This is a genomic window from Microcoleus sp. C2D2 (assembly GCF_036702495.1).
Lineage (GTDB): Bacteria > Cyanobacteriota > Cyanobacteriia > Cyanobacteriales > Microcoleaceae > Microcoleus.
Genome location: NZ_JAUBTO010000135.1, coordinates 1 through 21,353, shown reverse-complemented (window position 1 = coordinate 21,353; position 21,353 = coordinate 1). Strand labels below are relative to the sequence as shown.

Below are 21,353 nucleotides of genomic sequence, written 5' to 3'. Positions count from 1 at the left end.
TCAATACAATTAACAGAAAATGAAGAGAATCAAAGCCGTCCTATAAGGACGGGGCTTCAGACCCAGTTCTTTGGTGATAAAGTTATCCTGCTCTGTTGCCATCAACAATAGGCGCAGACAGAACAACTTGGTATTGAACATGGATTGGCTGACGATCTTGCCATAGCCGCTTACAGATGGTCGAATTACTTGGTGGGATAGGAAAACCGCCGCTGCTCTAGCACCGGGTTTAGATCCTTCCAAACCGTAAATAGCCACTGACGGTTCTTGGGGGCGAATTGATTGGGTGGCACCGATGTAGGAACCAGCATAAATTGTGAGATTTTTCAGTTGACCGTTGCGGTAGAGGTTGCCTCCCGCAGGATATGGGATATAGCCCATTTTGTGCGGATCGATCGTGGCACTATCGCACTCCCGGATGCGCTGCAACTGCCTGAGCGTGTGTTCGTTGCAAGGTACGCGACTAAAATCGTCTATAAATAGTGGAGAATTTTGCTCTGCAAATTTATAGTCGCGACGGATCGTTGACATCAGGTATCCACCCCAAGCCGCATCGACGTGGATATTGAACTCCAACCCTTTTTTCCGATAGGTTTCGCGTAATTCCAGGATACTCTCAAGCCGATCGACGGCGCTTTCTTCGACGCTGCCAAGGACGGCTGCCGTCAACAACACCGGATTGCGGTTTGACAAACACTCGGCTAAGGCTTCTTCTAGCTTCTTCATATCCATCCGCGCATCGGCATCAACGTATAGATCGATCTCGTTGTCAGTACCCATGCCAAGACTCCCCATCGCCTTCGGCCAAGCGTAGTGTTTGGTTGACGATGTTATCATCTTCAAATCCCCGACATCTGGGAAACAGGTGCGCGACATTGCAGACCATCCTCGAGCGTTAAGGCTGCGCTTTAACAGCAGATCCCAAACGCTATAAATATCTTGGAGTTCTTCGCTCTCGCCGCACAGATCCCAAATTCGCTGAGGCAAACTAAGAATGTCATCTTGGCGGATGTTAAATAGCTGCCACGATGTTGCTTCCAGCAGTTTAGGGTGGCTACCGTCTACGATCGGCACTTCAATGTTACGAGCTTTGAAGAGTGCTGGTTCTATTTTGATAGCTTCACGCGCCGCAAACGGGAAGAATTTCAGTTCTCGCGTCGCCCAAACAGCCTCGATGATGGCAATGGAACCGCCCGCCGTAATATGGCTCCAAGGTTCGATTTCGTTATTAGAAGGAAAACCGACCATTGCACACAAATCCTTACCTACCAGCAACTCCAGCAAGGTTGTCGCTGTGGACATCTGAATGGTAAGTTGATTGGGATTGTGCAACATGGTGGCAAAATAGCCAAGCATTCCAGGCAACGTCGTGTCCCACAGTACGTGACCCTGGTAACGCATACTGAAATAGGGAGTCGCGTACTCGCGCAAATATTCCAGCAATTTGTGATAAGCGTCTGTCAAAGCACCCATCCCAGCACGATATTCTGGGGAGCTTTTTACTTCAGGAGTGATGGTTTCTGGATCGTCCGGCAGGTATGTCTGCCGATACTCGATAATGTGGTCTACAGCTTTGGCAATTAATTCTTTAAATTCAGCACCATTTTCTGCCCGCGTACCCAGAAACCAAGTGGAAATATCTCCTGGTGGCTGAGGCGAATTGATGTTAGGAATTCCTGTGAGACGATTGATAGATAAATCACCCCTATCGTCTTGAATGAATTCGTTAAACTGTTTGGACATACTTTTAACCATGTCGATATCCTTGATAGACGTTAAAAAGTGCTGTTCGCAGTTGAGATACTTCGCTTGTAAACCCTAAATAATTGGCTTTAGTCAAATCGTCCCTAAAACTCGCCAGATTTTTGATGTCCTCTGCTGTTAAGTTAAATGTTTTGGCAACCTGTAAATAGTTATCAACAACATCCCCATGAAACATGGTTTTAAGTTGGTAATATTTATTGGCGCCTTTTTCGTCTGAAAAAGGTAGTTCAATATTGTTACGTGCAGCTACCTTTAGTAGGGGAGCTGGTTGAATTGAACCTTCTAAATGACAGTGTAATTCTGTTTTGAGAATGTGCTTGATTAACCCATGTCTGTTGCAAAATCAGCAAATCGGACATTGTTGATAATACCAATTTAATGTGAAGTTGCACATATCTCGCTCCCCCTAAATCCCCCTTCTTAAGGGGGACGAAAGATCGCGATCTTGTCCCCCCCTCCCGCGGGGGGCTAGGCAGGGTGGATTAATTGTCAGGGGGGGAATGTATGATAGAAGAGGTAATCAAGTCTGCCCCGTCCGGGTAAACTATCATTATGGAATGAATCAACAATGAATTTAATTGAATCAATTAAAGCAGTTCCCGATCCTAGACATTCGAGAGGTATTAGACATGAATTTTGGCTGATATTAACGATAATTTTGTTGGGTAGTTGCACGGGATATTGGGGGTATAAGCCCTTAGTAGAATTCACCAAAAATCATCGAAAGACCCTCATAAAATTATTCAACCTCCCAAGTAATATTCGGTTTCCATCAGACTCAACGTTTAGAAATATAATTCAATCATTAGATTTTGAGATATTAGCCGTTCTTTTTAATGTATGGTCTCAAGAGAAATTGTCAATAGACGAAGGAGAATTGATGGCAATAGATGGAAAAAGCATTAAAAGTACCTCAGTAGGTGGCAGCAGCTCTTACCAAAACTTTGTCAGTATGGTTTCCGCTTATAGTCATCATCATGGATGGGTAGTTCGACATCAAGTTATGGAAAATAAACATAAAAGTGAAGTCGAAGTCGTACAGGAGCTAGTTCAAGAACTATCCGGTAATAAAGTAGTAATTACCGTCGATGCACTACATTGTCAAAAAAAAACGCTCGCCTTAATTATTGATGGTGGTAATGACTATATAGTTACGCTCAAAAAGAATCAATTAAATCTGTTTAAAGCTGCTAATAAATTAGTCAGTTCTGCTAGGGCGGCCTCCGAAAATGAAGTTTCTGAATGTGTACATGGACGAACCACAACTCGCCACACCAAAATTTATCCAATTCCACCTCAATTATTGCCCCTTTGGGTCGGTGCAAAACATATAATTGTGGTCAGGAGATATGGGACTCGATGGGAGGGAAAAAAAAGTCGTCGTCGCCAAGTTGATTTCGATGAAGTACACTATTATTTAAGTAGTCTGGATTGGTCAGCCAGTCAATTTGGCGATGCTATTCGTGGTCACTGGTTGATTGAAAATCGGCTGCATTGGGTTAAAGATGTGACGTTAAACGAGGATAACGATATTCGTCGTGGTGGCAATGCACCTGCTAACTGGGCAATGATTAGACAATTTTTGGTTTCATTGGCTCGCCTGAAATGTACTCATACTTTTCCCGAAGCTTTAAGATTAATGGCTAATCAAATTGAAGATTTGAGTGAGTTACTTTTTGATTTATCTAGTCTAGATAAAACTGTTAAATGCCTCGCATAATGTCGGTCAATAGCCTTGATTTAGCCTCTCGACAATTAATCCACCCTGCTTATTAAGGGGGGCGCCAGGGTGATCGGATTCTACGGGGCCTCATAAAAAATTGGTATAAGTCGCTTTCCTAGCGACTCATCTGCGAGTATGCCAGTAAATTCAAAAAACACACGCTTTTTTATATACTCTGATTACAACATAGAATATAGGCTGCAAGCACGTTTCTATAAAAAGGGGTATTTAAGTGAGCAAAAATACCCAACTAACGGTAGATGTAAGAGGTGGCGTTTGAGCGGCAAGTGTGACAAAAACAACGCCAAGGCGGAAACGTTTGCTAGATCGGCTTTTTAAAGATTGTCAACTCAAGAGCAAATTAGTACATATAGCGGTTCTTAAGAAAGTGAGGTATGCCCGATGCCCGATGCCCGATGCCCTATGCCCTATGCCCTATGCACGTCGGAACATGTTACGCTCGAAAGGCTATAAATACTAAAACAACCAATCATCAAGTTCACCCAACTGCTCAGGATTACGCAAAGGACGCATCGCTCCCTTCTGCAAATTTTCAAATAAATGAAAGCGATATCGCCTAAGGATATTGATAGGTTCATATCCCAAAGGAGATATAGCGTTTTTCCTAGCTATGAGGTACATTTAGTAAAGTAAAACTATTTAGAGAAAAATCATCAATGCAACCCTATTCACTAAATAAAAAAAATAATAGAAGTGAGAGAATAAGAAAATATCTCAATAAGAAAACTAGCAGAACGTTTTAAGGTAGCCAAGAGCTTTGTTCAAAAATTACTAAAAAGATCTGAAGAGACAGGAGATATCAGTCCTATTGCTCAAGTCGGAAGTCCACCCACAAAATTAAATAGCAAATAATTAGTGACTTTAGTGGAAATAATAGAAAAGAATAATGATGCAACTTTAAAATAATTAACTGAGAGGAGGGGAGGAAACAAGTAGGGGGAGATAGGTTATACTTAGATATTGCACCATTCTCAATTAGGCTTTTATGAACAGGCTTTCCGGCCTGTTCCACAAGAAAATTTATCTTTTGTGAAGCCGAAGAGCCCGTTCTTGAGAATGGTGCAAGATGTGAGTTATAAGGTTATTTTTGAAGCTGCCCCTGTTGCCAATTTCCCTCTACCTTCGTTCCGTCTGCATAGATGTACAAACCTTGACCGTGTTTTTGCCCCTTGAGGAATTCACCTTGATAGCGATCGCCATTGGCGTAAATGCAGGTACCTTTGCCGTTGAACTGACCCTCGCTAAATTCGCCTTCGCAGCGATCGCCATTCTTAAAAACGTAAACTCCTTTCCCGCTCATCTTACCCTTGACAAAAGTGCCTTTATAGCTATCTCCATTGGCGAACTCGCGGACACCTTCACCGCTAAATTCTCCATTGTCAAACGGCCCTTGATAACGTCCCCCTTCTTTAAAAGTAAACAACCCCTGACCTTGAGTGTTGCCCTTGACAAACTCTCCTTCATAGCGGTTGCCGTTCGGATATTCGCGAACCCCTTTACCGTGAAATTGCCCTTCACTAAATTGCCCCTCATAACGGCCTCCTTCAGCAAAGGTATAAATTCCCTGCCCGTGAGGTAGATTATTCAGCAACTCTCCTTCGTAGCGGTTCTTATTAGCATATTCACAGACGCCTTTGCCGTTAACTTTTCCTTCTTTAATATCTCCTTCGCAACGAGTGCCATTACTGAACGTAAAAACCCCTCGACCGCTGGGAGAACTATTTGTAAAAGAGCCTTCGTAACGAATGCCGTTAGCTGAGGTAAAAGTGCCTTTACCATCGAACTCACCGTTTTTAAAACTTCCTTCGTAGCGGTTGCCGTTAGCAAATTCGCGGACACCTTGACCGTTGAATTCACCCAAGGCAAATTCTCCTTGGTATCGGCCTTCTTCTTTAAAGGTATAGATGCCTTGACCGTGAGGTTGGCCGTTGAGAAATTGGCCTTCGTAGCGATCGCCGTTGGCATATTGACAGATGCCGGGGCCGCTGAGTTTTCCCTCAGTCAATTCTCCCTCGCAACGTCCGCCATCGGGTAAAGTAATTACTCCGGCCACTGCGCTGTCAGGGTTGGCAAACAACACAGCCATTCCCAAGTTGGAACCAAGTAATAGAGCGAGTCCAACTCGCTGAAGTTTACTTAATATTGCTGACGACATTCCCAAATTCATAATTCACAAAAAATTCAACTTTTAACTTTGCTATTCCTTGGACGGTGCTATAGAATTCCCAGCCAAATTGCTAGAGTCTCAAAAAAATCCCTAGTCAATGAGATCGAAGATAATGGATATTTCTTCTCCTTGAAAGCCACTCTCTGATGGGGCATATTTCCTTTCTTGTACTGTTTTCATCGCTGCCTTATTCAAGTCGTTGTATTTGCTAGGAGTCACGATCTTGATGTTGAATGTCTTACCGCTGGGGTCAACGTCACAAATGAGTTCCACTCGGCCTTCGCGCCCTTCTTCTCTGGCTGCGATCGGATAGTTAGGTTTACCGCAACCACTAATGCAAGTGGTCAGAGGCGCGCCGTTCGGGCGCGAAGGACTCCCCCCTCTTCCTGGATTTGTCGGTTTTGGCACAGTCCCCGAACCGCTTCCAGAGCCTCCGCCTCCACGACCTCCGCCTCCAGAACCTCCGCCTCCTGGACCTCCGCCTCCTGGGCCTCGGCCTCCTGGACCTCCGCCTCCTGGACCTCCGCCTCCTGGGCCTCCGCCTCCTGGGCCTGGTAAGCCAGCCCTCGACGATCCCCCCAATCGCCCCGAACCATCGCCAAATGGCTCTGAGGAAGGTATGTCGCCATTTCCGCTGGCGCCGGATGGTGAGTTCGACCCACTTCCGACCGGGCCTCCGCCTCCGGGGCCTCCGCCTCCGGGGCCACCAGAGGCAAGGTTTCCTAAACCTCCGATCGCATTTCCAGAATTGCCGCCGCCTCCTGGCCTAGTAGCTGTGACTGGCGACCCAGCCCCGGGCGATCGCGGTATCGGCCCGGAAGAAGGATTTAATGGCCCTGAGGAAGGTTCCCCGCTACCCGCCGAAGCAGGCCGGTTATTATTTTCAGGGCTGTCTGGGGACTTGGGATTTCCAGTATCTGGAAAGTTTGGGAGACTCCCACCACCCTTGGGGCGGGAGGCGTTAACGGGCGGTTCGCTTTTTGGAGGGTCGGGCGAGGGCTTTTCGGGCTCCTGGGCGATCGGGCTTTTAGGAGTTACTGGCGGATTTAAATCTTCTTTAGGTGGGGGGGAAGGTTCCACAGGAGTTGGTGGCGGAGTTTCCGTTGGCAGCTCTTCCTTAATCTCTGGCGGGGGCGTTGCCGCCACGGGTTGCTCCTCTGGAATTGGCGGGGGCGTTGGCGCCACCGGTGGCTCCTCTGGAATCGGCGGGGGCGTTGCTGCTACCGGTGGCTCCTCTGGAATCGGCGGGGGCGTTGCTGCTATTGGTTGCTCCTCTGGAATCGGCGGTGGCGTTGCTGCTACCGGTTGCTCCTCTGGGGGAGTTGGCTCTGGTGGCGGTTCTGGTTTTAACGTCTCAGGCGGGGGAGATACCTTTTCTTCAATAGCCGGCTCTGGCTGGATTTCCTCTACTTTAGGCTCATCAAGCATCACAACTTCAATAGAATCCTGTGAAAATTCAGCAGGTTTGACGAAGTTGAGGCTAAACGGCAGCGCGACACCGTGCAGGAAGGTTGAGCCTAACAGACTGAGCGCCAGAACTTTTTTGAGAGCTTCTTCTTGTTGTTGTCTTTGCGTCGCCGAAACATTTGAAAAACTCATGCCTTATCAATCTCCTTTATGGATGGGTTGGCAACATCCTCGCTGGCTCCCCCACATCACCCGAAACAAGCTGCCAACTGCGGGTTGAGCTTGCTATCAAAGATGAACCTACCCATCCTATAAGAAGACTGTCACCCTGTTCAAGACTCTTGCAATTAATTTTCATTTATTTAATTTTGATAGAGCGACTAGGCGCCACCAATCAGCATTTCCTTTGGGTGGGCCTGCGTTCCTCTCATGGGCGCTGTCAATTTTCGGATTCTGGCAGGGCAAGCTTCCAAAATTCTTTAACAGCAATACTCAATCCCCGAATGTACCAATAAATTTCAGCATTCTCAAGCTTTTTAGATAATAAATACATAATTATTTATTATTAATATTAATTAACCGATAAGTTTATTATATCAATACTTGTGGGTGAGGGCTTGACAAGGACGGAATTTTGTGGAAACCTAGTTGAGAATCTTTTAAAGTATTGAAGATTATTGTCAAGTCCTAACGCAAATTTTACTAAAGAAGCACTGGCAGAAAAATCGGTCGGGATCGCAGTAGAAGCATTTTGGGTAAAGACGAAAATAGTCACATACAGGTAGTGCGTTTGTGCGTTTGTGCGATCGCGATCGCCCTTGAGTGAAACAATTCGCAGTCTGAATCACTTGTGCCGACTTGACGCAGAAACTCTACCAGCCTTCGATCGGGCTAATTGCACCATTAGGCAGCTTGCGATCGCTCAACACAGATAACGAGAATACAAACTAATGGATAATTTCATTTACATTTTTCGCGCTGGGGGCATTGTTTCTTGGCCGCTGCTTGCCTCGTCAATCGCAGCAGTCGCACTGATTTTAGAGCGTCTTGTTTTTTGGTTTAAAGTGAATCGGCGACAGCGGCGTGTCGTCCGGGAAGTGCTAAAACTTTACAGTCAAAACCCGGATTCCGCCATCAAAAAGTTACAAGTAAACGCTGATTTGCCGTTAGCCAGAATTTTTTTGGAAGCATTAGAATTAGACTCGCCCAACATCGATGAATTTCGTTTGGTCTTAGAGAGTGCAGCTCAGGCAGAAATCCCCGTTTTGAAGCGATTCAATACAATATTTGACACCATTATCACCCTCTCCCCGTTATTTGGGTTGCTCGGAACAGTTTTGGGCTTAATTACCACCTTTGACTCCCTCAAACTGGGAGATGCTGCAGGCACCAATGCCGCAGGCGTTACCGGGGGGATTAGCGAAGCCCTCGTTTCTACGGCAATGGGGTTAGTGGTGGCAATCTTTACGCTCGTATTTGCCAATATGTTTCGCGGGTTTTACTTACAGCAGATAGCTTTTATACAGGAAGCCGGAGGCCAGCTAGAGCTATTGTACCGTCACAACTACGAAAAACTACCAAGAGAATCTAACTATGCGCCTACCCGATGAACCTGAAAGTATTCCCCAGATCAACATCGTGCCACTGATTGATGTAACCTTCGCCATATTGACGTTTTTCATTGTTTCCTCTTTGTCTTTATCCAAATCCGAAGGTCTGCCCGTAAATTTACCGAAAGCATCAACCTCTCAAGTTCAGGACTCGCCTGCTAAAATTACCGTTACCATTGATGCTCAGGGAAAATTCATGGTTGATAAAAAGTTAGTCAACTTAGAGCAGATTGAGAGTACGGTGCGACAAGTGATGGGGTCAAATCCGAGCGCCTTAATTGTGCTGAATGCGGATAAAAGCGTCTCTCACGGAAATGTTGTGGAAGTTATGGATAGATTACGCCGAATTAAGGGAGCTAAGTTAGGGATTGCTACCGCAAATTGACACTCTTTGACCTAAAGGTGCGAGGATTCTTGTTTCACAGGGATTCCAACGAATTTACTTGCAGTGCCGTGCATCTTCACCGTATGCCCTACGGCTGCAAGTCCCCGAATGGCGACTATTTGAGCGGCTGCAACATCTCTGTCTGTTGTATAACCGCAACTTGAGCAAACATGAGTACGTTCTGAAAGTTCTTTTTTGCCTGTTTCAACGGAGCAACTTGGGCAGATTTGGCTTGTTTTATGACTGTTTACTTTTTGGAAATAGACATTACGCTTGAAACAAGTCTGCTCGAGGATGTTGAAGAATTGACCGAATCCAGCATCTAGACAATGCTTACCCAGCATCCCACGAGACAACCCCACAAGATTCAAATCCTCAACAAATACCATCCCTGTATCATCACAGATTTGGTGAGACACCTTTCTATGCCAGTCTTTGCGACAGTTAGCGACGTACTCATGTAATGAAGCAACTTTATGCAGAGCTTTCTTCCAATTGTTCGAGCCTTTACGTTTTCTGGAAACGCGCTGTTGCAGCAATTTAAGCTTGCGTTCGGCATCTGCAAAAAACCTCGGACGCTTGAGTGTTAGACCATTAGAAGTTGCAACGAAACTTGTGAGTCCTACATCAATTCCTACTGCTTCACCATGTGGAAGGGGAGAGGGTACCAATACATCCCATTGAACGGTTAGCATCACGTACCAGCCAGAAGCACGCCTAGCTACACGTGCTTGCTTAATGACTCCGCCATCAGGAATAGACCGTGATTGGCGAACTTTAACAGCACCAATCACAGGTAATTTTACATACCCATTGCTGAACGGGTTCTGCCCTAATTGCGGGAAAGAGAAAGACCGCATCCGTCCTGGCTTTTTAAATCTTGGAAACCCATGATTTTGTTCCCACATATTTACAAAAGCCTTTTCTACTCGCCTCAACGTTTGCTGCAAGGATTGAGCATTAACACGTTTTAGGTACTCGTTTTCTTGGCGCGCAGCAGTCAAAGACTTGCATTGATTAGCAAACCTTGGGCGTGGTGCATCAGCAGGAATGATATAGCAACTGCGAAGGCTGCAAACATTTACCTGACAACTACGAGACTTATACCAGTCTTTGCGCTCTGCCAAAGCGTGGTTGTAAACCCGTCTATGAGTTTCTAACCATTCTTCAAACATCACTATTTGATTTTGTGTTGGCTTAAGCTTGAACTCATAAGTCAGGTTGAACACTTGCATCACCTCCTGACTACATTATATACCAGTTCTATTAATCGTATGGACGGTTTTTAGAAAGTTGCCCTAGAAGGGCGAGGCTCTAACCCCAAAATTTTCGGTAGGTTAATAATTGCGTCCAATTGTGAGCTTAAAGCGGTCATATCCTAGAAGTATTCTAGGAATGTTGGATAGAGTAGCTGAAAGTATTGAGATGGGGTTACTTATTTTGAACGGGCAGGGTAAAGTGAAAACAACTGCCTCGATCGGGTACGGAGTCTACCCAAATTTGACCGTAGTGGGCGCGGATGATGCCTTGACACAGAGACAGTCCAATGCCGTAACCGTCTGTTGATTTATCTCGCTGCAAGCGAAAGCTGTCTTCAAAAATGCTCGCGCAATCTTCTTCAGGAATTCCCGGGCCGGTGTTGCAAATGCTGACTTGAACTTTGTAAGCGGTGCGGTGGAGAATTGAAAGATTAACAGTTCCTCGGTCTGGCGTGTACTTGCTGGCGTTGTCAAGCAGGTTGACTATGACTTGTTTGATGCGATCGGGATCGGCATAAACCAAGGGCAAATCTGTGGGAATGTCTGTTTCTAAGTTCAGACTTTTCGCCTGAAATTTGTCTTGAAACTGCAGGATTACATCTTGACAAATCGCCCCCAGTTCGATTCTTTTTGGTTCAATGTGGAGTTGAGCGTTTGTACCCCGGGCTGCTTGCAGGATATCTGTAATCATACGATCGACAATCCGGATTTGGCGGCGGGCTTGTTTCATCAAATGAGCCGCCAGACTCGGTGTCAAACGCGACTTTTCCCCCTCTTTCACCTTCTGATTTGACTCCAAAGTCTCCAAAGCCAAAGATGCGGCCGTCAAAGGATTGCGCAGGTCGTGAGCTAGCATCGCAATAATCCGGTCTTTCAACTGCAACTGCTCTTGCAGGTGTTCTTTTTCCTGTTTGAGGCGAAACACTTCATCAGAAAGCTGCACGAGTTCGGCGGCGCAAGCAACGGAATAGATTGGTTTTGGCTCAGTCAGGGTTTCAGCAAGAGCTGGGGCCGACTGCTGCTGAGCTGCGTATTCTTCTACAGAACGCTTCCAGCGGGGCCACCAGTGTTCGAGTTGGGCGATCAAATTGCTGCCGGCGAGAGTTTGTCGCGGCTCGGGATGAATTTTGAGCAGCGAGGGAGTGGCTACAAGTTTAAAGTGTTCGGCTAAATCGGGCTGTTCTCCTACGTCGATGACTTGAAGCTCAAAGTCGCACTCTGCCTTCAAATCCTTTAGGGACTTGCGGATGTGTTTGGTCTGTTCCCGGGAAGAGGAACGCTTGTCTACAAACAGCAAAAGCTGTAAAAGCGGTGCGGAATTGGCCGGCTGTTCGGGAGAACAGTCGGTATCGCTGGTGCCGGGTGTTGGATGGACGCTGTTGAACTTTTCGATCGGGTGAAAATAATTGAGCATTGCCTAGCCGAGTTATTTCACTTCTACTTTAATTTAATACTTACTTTAGATTTATGCTATTGTCCGATAATTTCATTACGGCGGGCAGATGATATTTTTGAGATGGAATAAAAATGAGTCGCTGCGGGTGGTGGTTCAAGTGGCGGCCGCCTTTTTTGTGCTGTGCCTGTTGCTGACGCTGCACCGCTACTACAGCTTTTACGCTACTTACGACCAAGGCATTTTCAATCAACTTTTTTGGAACGGCACTCGGGGTCACTTGTTTGAGAGTTCCCTCTCTTCGGCTTTGTCCACTAATGTGGTTCACCAAAACCAGCTCCCGTCCGTATCTTACTACCGGTTGGGGCAGCATTTCACCCCGGCGCTGATGCTGTGGCTGCCAATTTACTCGCTGTTTCCCTCGCCCGTCACTTTGACTGTGTTGCAGGTGACTTTAATTACCGCGGCTGGAGGAGTGCTCTGGGCTCTCGCCAGACACTATCTCGAACCAAGGCTGTCGGCGACAATTGTTGTGAGCTATTACTGCGCTAACGCCGTCATCGGTCCGACTTTGGGCAATTTTCACGACATTTGTCAAATCCCGCTGTATGTCTTTGGCTTGCTGCTGGCGATGGAGAAGCGCTGGTGGCCGCTGTTTGGGATTCTGGCAACTTTAATTTTGGCCGTGCGAGAAGATGGGGGAGTTGTTTTATTTGGCGTCGGAGTTTACCTGATTTTGAGCCGGCGCTACCCTCGGACTGGTTTAGCCGTCTGCATACTCAGTTTTGGTTATATGATCGTCCTGACCAATCTGATTATGCCTAGGTTTTCTGCTGATATATCCCAGCGGTTTATGATGGAGCGCTTCGGTCAATATGCCGATGGAAATGAAGCTTCGACTCTTGAAATTATTTGGGGAATGGTTAGCAATCCCGGGCGGTTGGTGGCTGCATTATTTACTCCGTTTTTTGGTAAGATTAGATACCTCCTTGGCCAGTGGTTGCCATTGGCTTTGGTTCCAGCTTTCGCGCCTGCGTCTTGGATGATAGCTGGATTTCCGCTGCTGAAGCTATTTTTAGCGAAAGGACAGTCGGTGCTGGCGATTAATATCCGCTATGCGATGACTGTGGTTCCAGGGCTTTTTTATGGGGCGATTCTGTGGTGGGCCCAGCGTCAAAAGGAAGAAGATAGAATGGTGAGAGAGGAAAAAATATTTTTGCGTTTTCCTTCTGCTTTATTTCCTCTGCCTTCGTCTTCAAAGTTTCGCCGCTTTTGGGCGTTTTGTATCTGCTTGTCGCTATTTTTTACCTTCACTTCTAACCCAAATCGGACTTTTTCTTGGATTTTGCCCGATGCTCTCGACCCTTGGGTGCAGGTTCCTCTCGTCAGACAGTGGCAGCACGTTTTGCAAGTGCGACCACTTTTGGCTCAAATTCCTGCTGATGCTAGCGTGGCAGCGACGAATACTATTGTGCCGATTTTGTCAAGCCGTCGTGAAATTCTCAGGTTTCCGATGTTTGAACTGCGCAATGATGCGGGGAAGCCAGTGAAGATGGAATATGTAATTGCCGATATGTGGCAGTTGCAGCAGTATCAGGCTGCGTTTCGCGGGGAACGGGGACAGTTGCAGGAGATCGTACCGGCGATCGATCGAATGTCCAAATCTGGAGAGTACGGAATTGTTGGCTTTGAAGACGGTGCGATTTTGATGCGTCAGGGTGCTGTTTCTAACTCTGCATCGGCTGCTGCTTGGATCGATTTTCGCCGCGAATTGGAGCCGATTTTGAAGAAAGGCTAAGCGGGTAGACGCGAGAGCCCGAGGCTGAGTCTGTGGCACAAATCTTGAGGAAACCTGTTTTTTTCAGGCAATGGCGATCGAGCAATTTCCTGCAAAAACCCGGTTTCTGCATGATTTTGCGTCCTGGTTGCTGCCAAAAGTCAGGCTTTGGGCATAAACTTGCGATCGACTAACATTTAAGGCTGGTTATTATACAATAAGTTTGTTAATCCTAAACATTAAGATATATAAAATCTTTGGAGGGGAGAAAGATGAAAATTTTGGTATTGGCATGGGAGTTTCCTCCCAGAATCGTAGGCGGTATCGCCCGCCACGTAGCGGAACTGTATCCAGAATTAGTGAAGCTGGGCCACTCGATTCACTTAATTACAGTAGAGTTCGGCCACGCGCCGATGTACGAAGTGGTGGAAGGAATACGGGTACATCGGGTGGTGGTGGGGCACGCCAAAGACTTTTTTCACTGGGTGGGGAACCTCAATCAAAGCATGGGCAAACAAGGCGGCAAACTGATGCTGGAGGAAGGCCCCTTTGATATCATCCACGCTCACGATTGGTTGGTAGGAGATGCGGCGATCGCCCTCAAGCATACCTTTAAAGTACCGCTAATTGCCACCATCCACGCCACCGAATACGGGCGCTTCAACGGCATCCACAATGAGGGGCAGCGCTACATTAGCGCCAAGGAAAACGACCTCGCTTACAACGCTTGGCGGGTAATTGTTTGCAGCGATTATATGCGGCGGGAAGCCGAACGGGTGCTATCGACTCCCTGGAACAAAATAGAGGTAATTTACAACGGAATTAGACCGGATAAAAAGCCGCGCTGGCACGAATTTGACGCGATGAACTTCCGCCGCCAGTTTGCTGCAGACGACGAAAAAATAGTGTATTATGTAGGAAGAATTAGCTACGAAAAAGGTATTTCTGTATTTCTGAATGCTGCACCTAAAGTAATTTGGGAAATGGGCGGTCAAGCGAAAATTGTAATAGTTGGCGGCGGCAATACAGACCATCTAAAACAGTTGGCTTGGCATTTAGGAATTTGGAATAAGTGTTATTTTACAGGCTTCATGTTTGAGGAACATCTCGACAAATTCCAGACGGTGGCTGACTGCGCGGTTTTCCCCAGTCTTTACGAACCTTTTGGGATTGTAGCGTTAGAAAGCTTTGCTGCAAGGGTGCCGGTGGTGGTTTCGGATGCGGGCGGCTTGCCAGAGGTGGTGCTGCACACTAAAACTGGCGTTGTTACTGAGGCAAACAATCGGGATTCTTTGGCCTGGGGAATTTTGGAGGTGCTGAAAAATCCGGGTTACGCGCAGTGGTTGGTTGACAATGCTTATGAGGATTTGGAACGCCGGTTTAGTTGGCCGAAGTTGGCGATGGAAACCGAGTGGGTTTATCACCGGGTGGTGGAGGAAAGGGCTGAGGTTGATTGGTGAAATTGACAGGTTGAAGATAACTCTCGGCGGTTTCAACCGCTACTTGTCAAACCAACTCCCTCTCTAAAAGACTAAAATATAAAGGGGTATTTAAACCGGATCCTGCAATCAAAACGCAGGAAATAAAACTGCCGAAATCTACCTTACTTTGAGTGCATTCAGACAATTTAAAGGGAATTGGCATCTTGAATATTTTTAGGGACATCGAGCCCCAACCCAGACGCAGCTTGCTGACTTTATTCACCGCAGGGCTGCTATTCTGGTCGAGTATGGCTTCGCTGCTGCCAACTTTGCCGCTGTACGTTCAATCTGTGGGCGGCACAAAACAGCAAATTGGCTTTGTGATGGGTGCATTTGCGATCGGACTTTTGCTATCGAGGCCGCAGTTGGGTAAAATAGCCGACAGCAGGGGGCGAAAACAAGTTTTGATTCTAGGCGCCTCAGTCGCTGCGATTGCCCCTCTGGGCTACCTCTTAGCTCAATCTATCCCCTTACTGTTACTTATTCGCGCTTTTCACGGCATTAGCATCGCTGCTTTTACCACAGCTTACAGCGCTTTGGTAACAGATTTGTCGCCTCCAAGAAAGCGAGGCGAATTAATTGGTTACATGAGTTTGGTGAGTCCTATCGGTCTAGCATTTGGCCCGGCTATTGGCGGATTTGTGCAAGCTTGGGTTGGTTATACTCCTTTGTTTGCGATGTCGGCAACTTTCGCTGCAACGGCAATATTTTTCACCTGCAAAATTGCAGAACAAAATTTTGCCGATTTAACAAAATCTGACTTGCTATCTGACGGCAAAAATAGCCAAAAATACTGGCAAATGCTGTGGAATCCCCGGGTGCGGATTCCGGCTTTAGTGTTATTGGTGGTTGGTTTAGTCTTCGGAACTTTGAGCACTTTTATGCCTTTGTTTATCCAAGAAACCAAGGCTAATTTGAATCCGGGATTATTTTATTCGACGGCGGCTATCGCCAGTTTTGGTATGCGAGTGGTCACGGGACGGGCTTCGGACAAATACGGTCGCGGCTTGTTTATTTCTGCCGGCTTAATCTGTTATATTCTGTCTATGTTATTGTTGTATTTGGCTAACAACAGCGGTGCTTTTTTAATCTCAGCTTTGGTTGAAGGTTGCGCCGGCGGTACGGTTATCCCGATGATGGTAACGCTGATGTCGGACAGGTGCGAACCTTATGAAAGGGGCCGCTTGTTTTCGCTTTGTATTGGCGGATTTGATTTGGGAATTGCGATTGCAGGGCCGACTTTAGGCTTTGTTGCTGAACAAGTTGGCTACAGAAATATGTTTGGTTTGGCGGCTGGACTCGCTGGCTTGGCTTTGCTGATTTTTATTACTCAGTCTAGCAAGGGCTTGTCTAATTCCATGAAATTTGCGATCGGTCGAGGCAAAGATGTTTATGCTTTGAATAGTTGACACTCTCCGGGCTAAAGCCACGGAGATTCTTAAGACCACAACTTTAGTCTTAAAGGCGCTGACAAGTCGCCTCTACTGATTCCGCTTAGATCGAGTCCAAGCATTATCGCTACTTTTCTGGCAATATTTGCACCACCATTGGCATCTGCATTAATCAACCAGCCTTGAGCCGTTCGGTACAAACCACGCTTAAGCCGCTTGCCACTTGCCTTCCACCCTTCAGGTTTTTCGCCGAATGTAGGTAGAAAATCATTATCGACAAACGAAGCTTTGGAAGAATATGATTCTTCAGTTTCAACGAATTTAATTCCGTGCTGCTCACACAACTGAGCGATTCGGTCTTTTAGCCTGCCTGTGGGAATTTGCACAAACTTTTGGTTAGTCTTTTTCCCCATATTGGCAGAGTCTTTCTGTCCCTTGTTCCAACCAAAAACAACTGTACCGATTTGGTTGTTTAAGCAGTGCTGAATTACTTTTCTTGCAGCTTTGTTGACAGCATCTCGCATTTGGCGATTACGTTTTTCAGTCAAGCTTGCAAGCCGTTTAGACCAGTAGCCGTTAGCTTTACCTGACCTTAGAGAAGCAACTCGTTTGTTATATCCCTGATTAAGGGACTTAAGGTGCTTGCCATCAATGATAAAGCTAGTGCCTGCATTGCTTATGCCAGTTAGCCAGTTGTCTATTCCGTGGTCAATTGCTAGGCATTTATCAGGGTCTACATTTGCTTGAATATTTTCTGTTTTGTAAATCAATTCTAGGTAAAAACAGCCGTTACGAGGAAGGATTCGATACTCTCGAATTGCCTTAAAGTCGAGATTTGAGGGCATTGGCAGGAAAAAAGAATCTAAACCAAACCACGCTTTTACCTTGCTTCCAAGTGGGAATCGAAGCATTCCATCCTTGAGTTTTACTGACCGCCCTGTGAATGTCACAAGTGCCATTCCGCTTTGACGGTATCCTGGTAGTTTGGGACGTTGCGTAACCATCCCATTCTTAATACCTTTGAGTAGGCCCAAGAAAGATTTAAAAGACTCTGCTACCCCCGTTAGGATTTGCTGGGCTGTATCCGAATAGAACGCTTTGTAGTGTAGATTCTGATTCTCGGTTCCCAAAACCTTGTGCAACTGAGCACGGTTCGGAATTCTGCCAGTTTTGAAATATAACTGGCGAGAATAGTAAATGCCGCAATTCGACAGCTTTGCAGACTCAGAGCAAAGATATTCAAGGACTGCTTGAGTACCTTTATCCGACTTGATTAAAACTTGTTGACATCCAAACATTTTCGCTCCTCCTACAATATTATTGTACAGAAAAAGACCGGATAAGTTATTAAAAAATATCTCGTTTTTTGGTTAAGTAGTCTGAGGTTAAAATTCTTGAGCAACCCTGCAAGATTGTAGGCAGGATTAAAACTGATGTGTATAGAGCATTAATTAGAAACCTAAAGAAGAAAAGAAAAAGCCGTCCGCTGAAGAAGGGGCTTCAACCCTCCGCTACGCTCCGCCCATTTTTTTGGTGAACAAACCTGACGGTCAACGGAGTACCGTTAGACCGCAGGGTTCTTTTTCCCTCGAGGCAAGGGTTTTTTTGATTAAATGGGCTTGGAGGGATTCGAACCCCCGACCTCATGGTTCGTAGCCATGCACTCTATCCAACTAAGCTACAAGCCCCTGTTGAGTTGAGATTTAATCTAAAATTGATTAAGTTCTTTTCTCACAGAATCTAACATTAACACCATTACCAAAATAATGCAAGACCTTTCGCCAACTTTTTCTAAATTGCCCGATGCGGCACAGCTAACTCACCTCAACAACAGCGGTGAAGCCCAAATGGTGGACGTTTCGGCGAAGGTGGTAACAGCGCGACAAGCTGTGGCCGCTGCGAGGGTGCGGATGTTACCGGAGACTTTTGCGGCGATTGAAGCGGGGAATGCGCCGAAAGGTGATGTGTTGGGCACTGCAAGGCTGGCTGGAATTATGGCGGCGAAACAGACGGCGCATTTGATTCCTCTGTGTCACCCTCTACCGCTGAGTAGTGTGGAGGTGCAGGTGATAGCGGATGCTGATTTGCCGGGGTATCAAATTCGGGCGACGGTGAAAATTAAGGCGGAAACTGGGGTGGAAATGGAGGCGCTGACGGCGGTTTCGGTGGCGGCGCTGACTTTGTATGATATGGCGAAAGGATTGTCCAAGTCGATCGCCATTGAGTCGATTCGCCTGGTCAGCAAAAGTGGCGGCAAGTCAGGGGACTATGAAAATTTAGAGGCATAAGTTTCCTGCCGAAAGAGGGATGCAGAATTCAAAAAGCTGCACTTAAGATTAAAATAGCCCCAGAACTACTAATATCAAGTGAAAAACTATGCCTCCTCGTTGGCCCCGCAAACCCGATCGCAACGATCCAGAGTACCGCCGCTTAGATGACCGCATGAATTTTGCCATCCACGTCGGTCTTTTTTCTGCTACCAATTCTGGTTTGTGGTTTGTTCACAATTTGCAAAAGGCTGATTGGCCTTGGGCAATTACGGTAACGGGTGGATGGGCTCTAGTAGTTTTGGCCCACGCGGTTTACCATTTTGCGATCGCCGATTATTCCCCCCTCACCAAAGATTCTGGCTGAAGGCAGTGGTGGGCGATTTGTTAAGTCTTTTGATTGATAACAAATAACTTTCGGCTTTTTTGATATGGCTAATACTACACAGGCGATCGAATCCTTAGCTGCTGAAATCGGCGAAAATGTCTACATAGATATTGCCAAGTGGCATTTGTATCTCAATGATGCCCACCTGCATACCGTTGTGGCCCAACAACTTTACCCGATGCTGGAAGATGGCGATTTAGATGCTGACAGAGTTGCACAAGTTTTGCAAGGAATTCCAGTCAAGTTGGGCGGAGGCAAGCGGGAAGTGCCGCTGGCAGATTTGATTCCGATGCAGTGTCAAGTTCAGTTGATGGATGTGCTTGAAGAATTTCAGCGGCAGATGTGATATCAATTGTTGATTTGGATTTAAGTGCGAGATCCTTTTTTGGTCTTTTTTGAGCGAAGGGGCGATCGCACTTTTCATTTTTCCTAAATCAACCGGAAATTAGCCGATGTAATCGCATTCGCACTCACTCCAACCATCACACCTAACTCCTCTCCTGTCAAGACATTTTTGATGAGAGTTCCCTGAGTATTTTGAGTGATTTCTAACTGGCTAAAGCTCAAACCTCCGCTTAATCCAATGAAATCTTGACCGATGGTAAAGTCAGCAATAAAATTAAATCCTTGACCTGAATTTAAGACAAAGATATCGTTACCGCTACCGCCAATCAAACTATCATTCCCCAAGTCTCCGTAAAGAATATCATCACCTTGACAACCAGTGAGAGTATCGTTATCTTCGCCTCCGTAAAGAGTATCATTTCCTTCACACCCTCCCAGAATATCTGCTGCTTCGTCACCACCGATTAAGTCATTGCCTTCACCGCCGCAGATGGTATCAGAACCCTGGTTTCCAAACAAGTAATCATCTCCCTGGCTACCAAGCACTATGTCATTCCCTTTGCCTCCATATAAAACGTCATCATCCTTGCCACCATCGATGAAGTCATCATTTCTATTTCCATAAACGATGTCATCACCTTCGCGGCTATGGATAGAGTCATTACCTTTGCCTCCAAAGATTAAATCCTTGCCCAAGTCGCCAAGAATAATGTCATTATTTTCATCTCCCAATAGGATGTCCTCGCCACTACCACCGCTGATAAAATCATTGCCTGTGTTGCCGTTGAGGATATCGTCGCTGTCGCCACCATATAAGTTGTCATTCCCGGAAGAAGCATCGAATATATGGCCCCTGTTGCTGCCTAGGAATTCATCGTTTTTGGCAGTGCCTATTTGAATTCCCGATACACCGAGTATCGTGTTTTCAACTGTATTGGGTTGGTTTAAATTGGGATAAGCAATGTCATCGCAGATGCAGTCGTCATTGGGGATGTTGTTGGTTGTTGGTGTTGGCGCAGGGGTTGGTGTAGGTGTCGGTGTTTCCGCAGGGGTTTCCGCAGGTGTTTCCGCAGGAGTTGGTGCGGGTGTTGGCGTTACCGATGGCAGAGGGGTTGGTACGACTGGGGGTGTTGGCGCGGGCGCGGCAAGATTCACGCTAAAAGTACCTAAATTGCTAGCAGCATACAAATTGCCAACAACATCCTTCACCTGCGATGCTTGCAAATTAACTGTGTAAGTACCATTGTCAAAACTATCCCAAGTTCCCCCAGGCGGCGTCAACGAATATGTTGCTGTGCGGGGCGTACCATTTCCAGTCGGTGTGGCACTAATAAAGCTAGCAGGAATAGCACCACCTGACCAATTTACAACAACGTCCGAATTATCTAAACTGCTAACATCAACTCCACTACTCTCACTGAAAGTAACTGTCAATGTCTGGCTTGTACCACCCGCTGTAGTAATGTTAGAAATTGCACTCAAGTTAGGAGTAGGTGGGATGACATCAACAATAGGTGTGGTGACATTAGCAGTGCGAACCAGTTGAGTTGCTGCGGTATTATTGTTACCCTCCGTATCCGTTGCTATTGCTGCTAGGACATCAACTGTGACATTACCACTAGCAGCAGGAGTGACATCAAAGCTGTAGGTTTTGGCATCAACTTTCACAAAGTTACCGACAGTCGCATTGGCTACGGTGATATCAGTATTATCAAAGCCGTTGACATCTTCACTGAATGTGGCGGTGACGCTAAATAAACCAGTTACTGTTGGCGTTGAAGTTGATGTTAAGGCAACTGTAGGCGGGGTGATGTCAGGTGTGGTAACATTAGCAGTACGAATTAGTTGAGTTGCTGCGGTATTATTATTACCCTCCGTATCCGTTGCTATTGCTGCTGGGACATCAACTGTGACATTACCACTAGCAGCAGGAGTGACATCAAAGCTGTAGGTTTTGGCATCAACTTTCACAAAG

Annotated in this window: 17 protein-coding genes, 1 tRNA gene and 1 pseudogene; 10 read left to right on the top strand and 9 right to left on the bottom strand. The window is 46.4% G+C overall.

Annotated features, from left to right (window positions below):
- Positions 1 to 9: 9 nt before the first annotated feature.
- Together QUB61_RS30525 and QUB61_RS30520 are read right to left on the bottom strand one after the other, a co-directional pair.
- Positions 10 to 1,755 carry a pyridoxal-dependent decarboxylase gene (locus QUB61_RS30525; RefSeq protein WP_333132147.1) on the bottom strand — a complete coding sequence of 582 codons (1,746 nt, stop codon included), beginning with the start codon at positions 1,753 to 1,755 and terminating at the stop codon, positions 10 to 12.
- Positions 1,748 to 2,077: a hypothetical protein gene (locus QUB61_RS30520; protein ID WP_333132151.1), complete on the bottom strand. Its 330-nt coding sequence runs from the start codon at positions 2,075 to 2,077 to the stop codon at positions 1,748 to 1,750. The genes QUB61_RS30525 and QUB61_RS30520 overlap by 8 nt, the downstream gene beginning before the upstream one ends.
- Positions 2,078 to 2,332: 255 nt before the next feature.
- Here QUB61_RS30520 and QUB61_RS30515 point away from each other — a divergent pair, with 255 nt between their 5' ends.
- Both QUB61_RS30515 and QUB61_RS40150 read left to right on the top strand, forming a co-directional pair.
- Positions 2,333 to 3,484: an ISAs1 family transposase gene (locus tag QUB61_RS30515; protein WP_333132145.1), complete on the top strand. Its 1,152-nt coding sequence runs from the start codon at positions 2,333 to 2,335 to the stop codon at positions 3,482 to 3,484.
- A gap of 735 nt (positions 3,485 to 4,219) precedes the next feature.
- A pseudogene (locus QUB61_RS40150) lies at positions 4,220 to 4,357 on the top strand (IS630-like element ISMae26 family transposase); the annotation flags it as partial.
- 232 nt (positions 4,358 to 4,589) lie between these two features.
- On the opposite strand, the gene QUB61_RS30505 reads toward QUB61_RS40150, so the two are convergent.
- On the bottom strand, positions 4,590 to 5,663 hold the full coding sequence (locus tag QUB61_RS30505; RefSeq protein ID WP_333132143.1) for a hypothetical protein: 1,074 nt from the start codon (positions 5,661 to 5,663) through the stop codon (positions 4,590 to 4,592).
- A 102-nt stretch (positions 5,664 to 5,765) separates the two neighbouring features.
- Complete coding sequence (locus tag QUB61_RS30500; protein WP_333132141.1) at positions 5,766 to 7,274, bottom strand: TonB family protein; 1,509 nt, start codon at positions 7,272 to 7,274, stop codon at positions 5,766 to 5,768.
- Positions 7,275 to 8,032: 758 nt separating this feature from the next.
- Here QUB61_RS30500 and QUB61_RS30495 point away from each other — a divergent pair.
- Both QUB61_RS30495 and QUB61_RS30490 read left to right on the top strand, forming a co-directional pair.
- Positions 8,033 to 8,692, top strand: a complete 660-nt coding sequence (locus QUB61_RS30495) for a MotA/TolQ/ExbB proton channel family protein (RefSeq protein WP_333132139.1) — start codon at positions 8,033 to 8,035, stop codon at positions 8,690 to 8,692.
- Entirely contained in the window at positions 8,676 to 9,077 is a 402-nt protein-coding gene (locus tag QUB61_RS30490; RefSeq protein ID WP_333132137.1) for a biopolymer transporter ExbD, read from the top strand. The genes QUB61_RS30495 and QUB61_RS30490 overlap by 17 nt, the downstream gene beginning before the upstream one ends.
- 11 nt (positions 9,078 to 9,088) lie before the next feature.
- Here the strand turns inward: QUB61_RS30490 and QUB61_RS30485 are convergent, their stop codons facing one another.
- On the bottom strand, positions 9,089 to 10,312 hold the full coding sequence (locus QUB61_RS30485; RefSeq protein WP_445300269.1) for an RNA-guided endonuclease InsQ/TnpB family protein: 1,224 nt from the start codon (positions 10,310 to 10,312) through the stop codon (positions 9,089 to 9,091).
- Positions 10,313 to 10,508: 196 nt separating this feature from the next.
- Complete coding sequence (locus QUB61_RS30480; RefSeq protein WP_333132135.1) at positions 10,509 to 11,750, bottom strand: histidine kinase; 1,242 nt, start codon at positions 11,748 to 11,750, stop codon at positions 10,509 to 10,511.
- Positions 11,751 to 11,838: 88 nt separating this feature from the next.
- On the opposite strand from QUB61_RS30480, the gene QUB61_RS30475 reads away from it, so the two are divergent.
- From QUB61_RS30475 to QUB61_RS30465, 3 genes are all read left to right on the top strand, one after another.
- The gene (locus QUB61_RS30475) at positions 11,839 to 13,527 is read left to right on the top strand and encodes a DUF2079 domain-containing protein (RefSeq protein ID WP_333132133.1); all 1,689 of its coding nucleotides are present in this window, start codon (positions 11,839 to 11,841) and stop codon (positions 13,525 to 13,527) included.
- Between the two features lie 251 nt (positions 13,528 to 13,778).
- The gene (locus QUB61_RS30470) at positions 13,779 to 14,966 is read left to right on the top strand and encodes a glycosyltransferase family 4 protein (protein WP_333132131.1); all 1,188 of its coding nucleotides are present in this window, start codon (positions 13,779 to 13,781) and stop codon (positions 14,964 to 14,966) included.
- Positions 14,967 to 15,151: 185 nt separating this feature from the next.
- Positions 15,152 to 16,396, top strand: coding sequence for an MFS transporter (locus QUB61_RS30465; protein WP_333132129.1), 1,245 nt, complete (start codon positions 15,152 to 15,154; stop codon positions 16,394 to 16,396).
- A 29-nt stretch (positions 16,397 to 16,425) separates the two neighbouring features.
- Here QUB61_RS30465 and QUB61_RS30460 read toward each other — a convergent pair whose 3' ends face one another.
- Together QUB61_RS30460 and QUB61_RS30455 are read right to left on the bottom strand one after the other, a co-directional pair.
- Entirely contained in the window at positions 16,426 to 17,676 is a 1,251-nt protein-coding gene (locus QUB61_RS30460) for a transposase (protein ID WP_333132127.1), read from the bottom strand.
- 316 nt (positions 17,677 to 17,992) lie between these two features.
- Positions 17,993 to 18,066, bottom strand: a tRNA-Arg gene (locus QUB61_RS30455).
- 78 nt (positions 18,067 to 18,144) lie between these two features.
- Here QUB61_RS30455 and moaC point away from each other — a divergent pair.
- The 3 genes from moaC (at position 18,145) to QUB61_RS30440 (ending at position 19,379) form a co-directional block, all read left to right on the top strand.
- Positions 18,145 to 18,666 carry a cyclic pyranopterin monophosphate synthase MoaC gene (gene moaC, locus QUB61_RS30450; RefSeq protein WP_333132125.1) on the top strand — a complete coding sequence of 174 codons (522 nt, stop codon included), beginning with the start codon at positions 18,145 to 18,147 and terminating at the stop codon, positions 18,664 to 18,666.
- An 88-nt stretch (positions 18,667 to 18,754) separates the two neighbouring features.
- Positions 18,755 to 19,012 (top strand): 2TM domain-containing protein, encoded by a 258-nt coding sequence (locus QUB61_RS30445; protein WP_333132123.1) that lies wholly within the window; start codon positions 18,755 to 18,757, stop codon positions 19,010 to 19,012.
- 64 nt (positions 19,013 to 19,076) lie between these two features.
- Positions 19,077 to 19,379: a DUF3181 family protein gene (locus QUB61_RS30440; protein WP_333132121.1), complete on the top strand. Its 303-nt coding sequence runs from the start codon at positions 19,077 to 19,079 to the stop codon at positions 19,377 to 19,379.
- An 83-nt stretch (positions 19,380 to 19,462) separates the two neighbouring features.
- On the opposite strand, the gene QUB61_RS30435 is transcribed toward QUB61_RS30440, so the two are convergent.
- Positions 19,463 to 21,353, bottom strand: a 1,891-nt coding sequence (locus tag QUB61_RS30435; protein ID WP_333190255.1) for an Ig-like domain-containing protein, incomplete at its 5' end; no start/stop codon positions are given.